Here is a 511-nt window from a genome sequence, read left to right on the forward strand (position 1 = left end):
CGATATCACGAACACCGGCGACGAAGAAGAGAACCAGAGCGTCGTGTTGTTCGTCGACGGCGACCGCGAGGACATCACCCGCAATGTCAACATCTCGAGCGACTCAACGCGGGAGACCGACCTCGTCTACGACACCGAGGAAGCGGACGTCGGCACGTCTGACTTCACCGTCGACACCGAGGACGACGCCGTCGAAAGCCAGTTCGAGGTCCTCTCCGAAGCGAGCTTCGAAACGGAGGTCGTCGATGTCGCCGCGCCGATCGACAGCGATGAGTTCGACGCGGTGGCCGACTCCGAGTTCCGCGTCTTCGTGGAGGTCACGAACGACGGCGACGTGAGCGGCACCGACGACCTCGAACTGTACATCGGCGACGCGTTCGAGCCGACGGACACCGCGTCTGTCGAGGTCGGCGCGGGTGACTCAGAGACCGTCGCGCTCACGTACGAGCCCACCGACGCCGGCGAACTCGACATCGAGGTCCTCGGCAGCGACGACTCGGACGGTCGGTCG

General features: G+C 64.8%; 1 protein-coding gene. It reads left to right on the forward strand.

The genetic code is table 11. The features are described from left to right. Positions 1 to 511 (forward strand): hypothetical protein (locus DVK07_RS23075; RefSeq protein WP_158603222.1); only part of this gene is annotated, 511 nt, incomplete at both ends.

Origin of the sequence: Halorubrum sp. Atlit-26R, from assembly GCF_003666015.1 — an archaeon.
Classification (GTDB): Archaea; Halobacteriota; Halobacteria; order Halobacteriales; family Haloferacaceae; genus Halorubrum.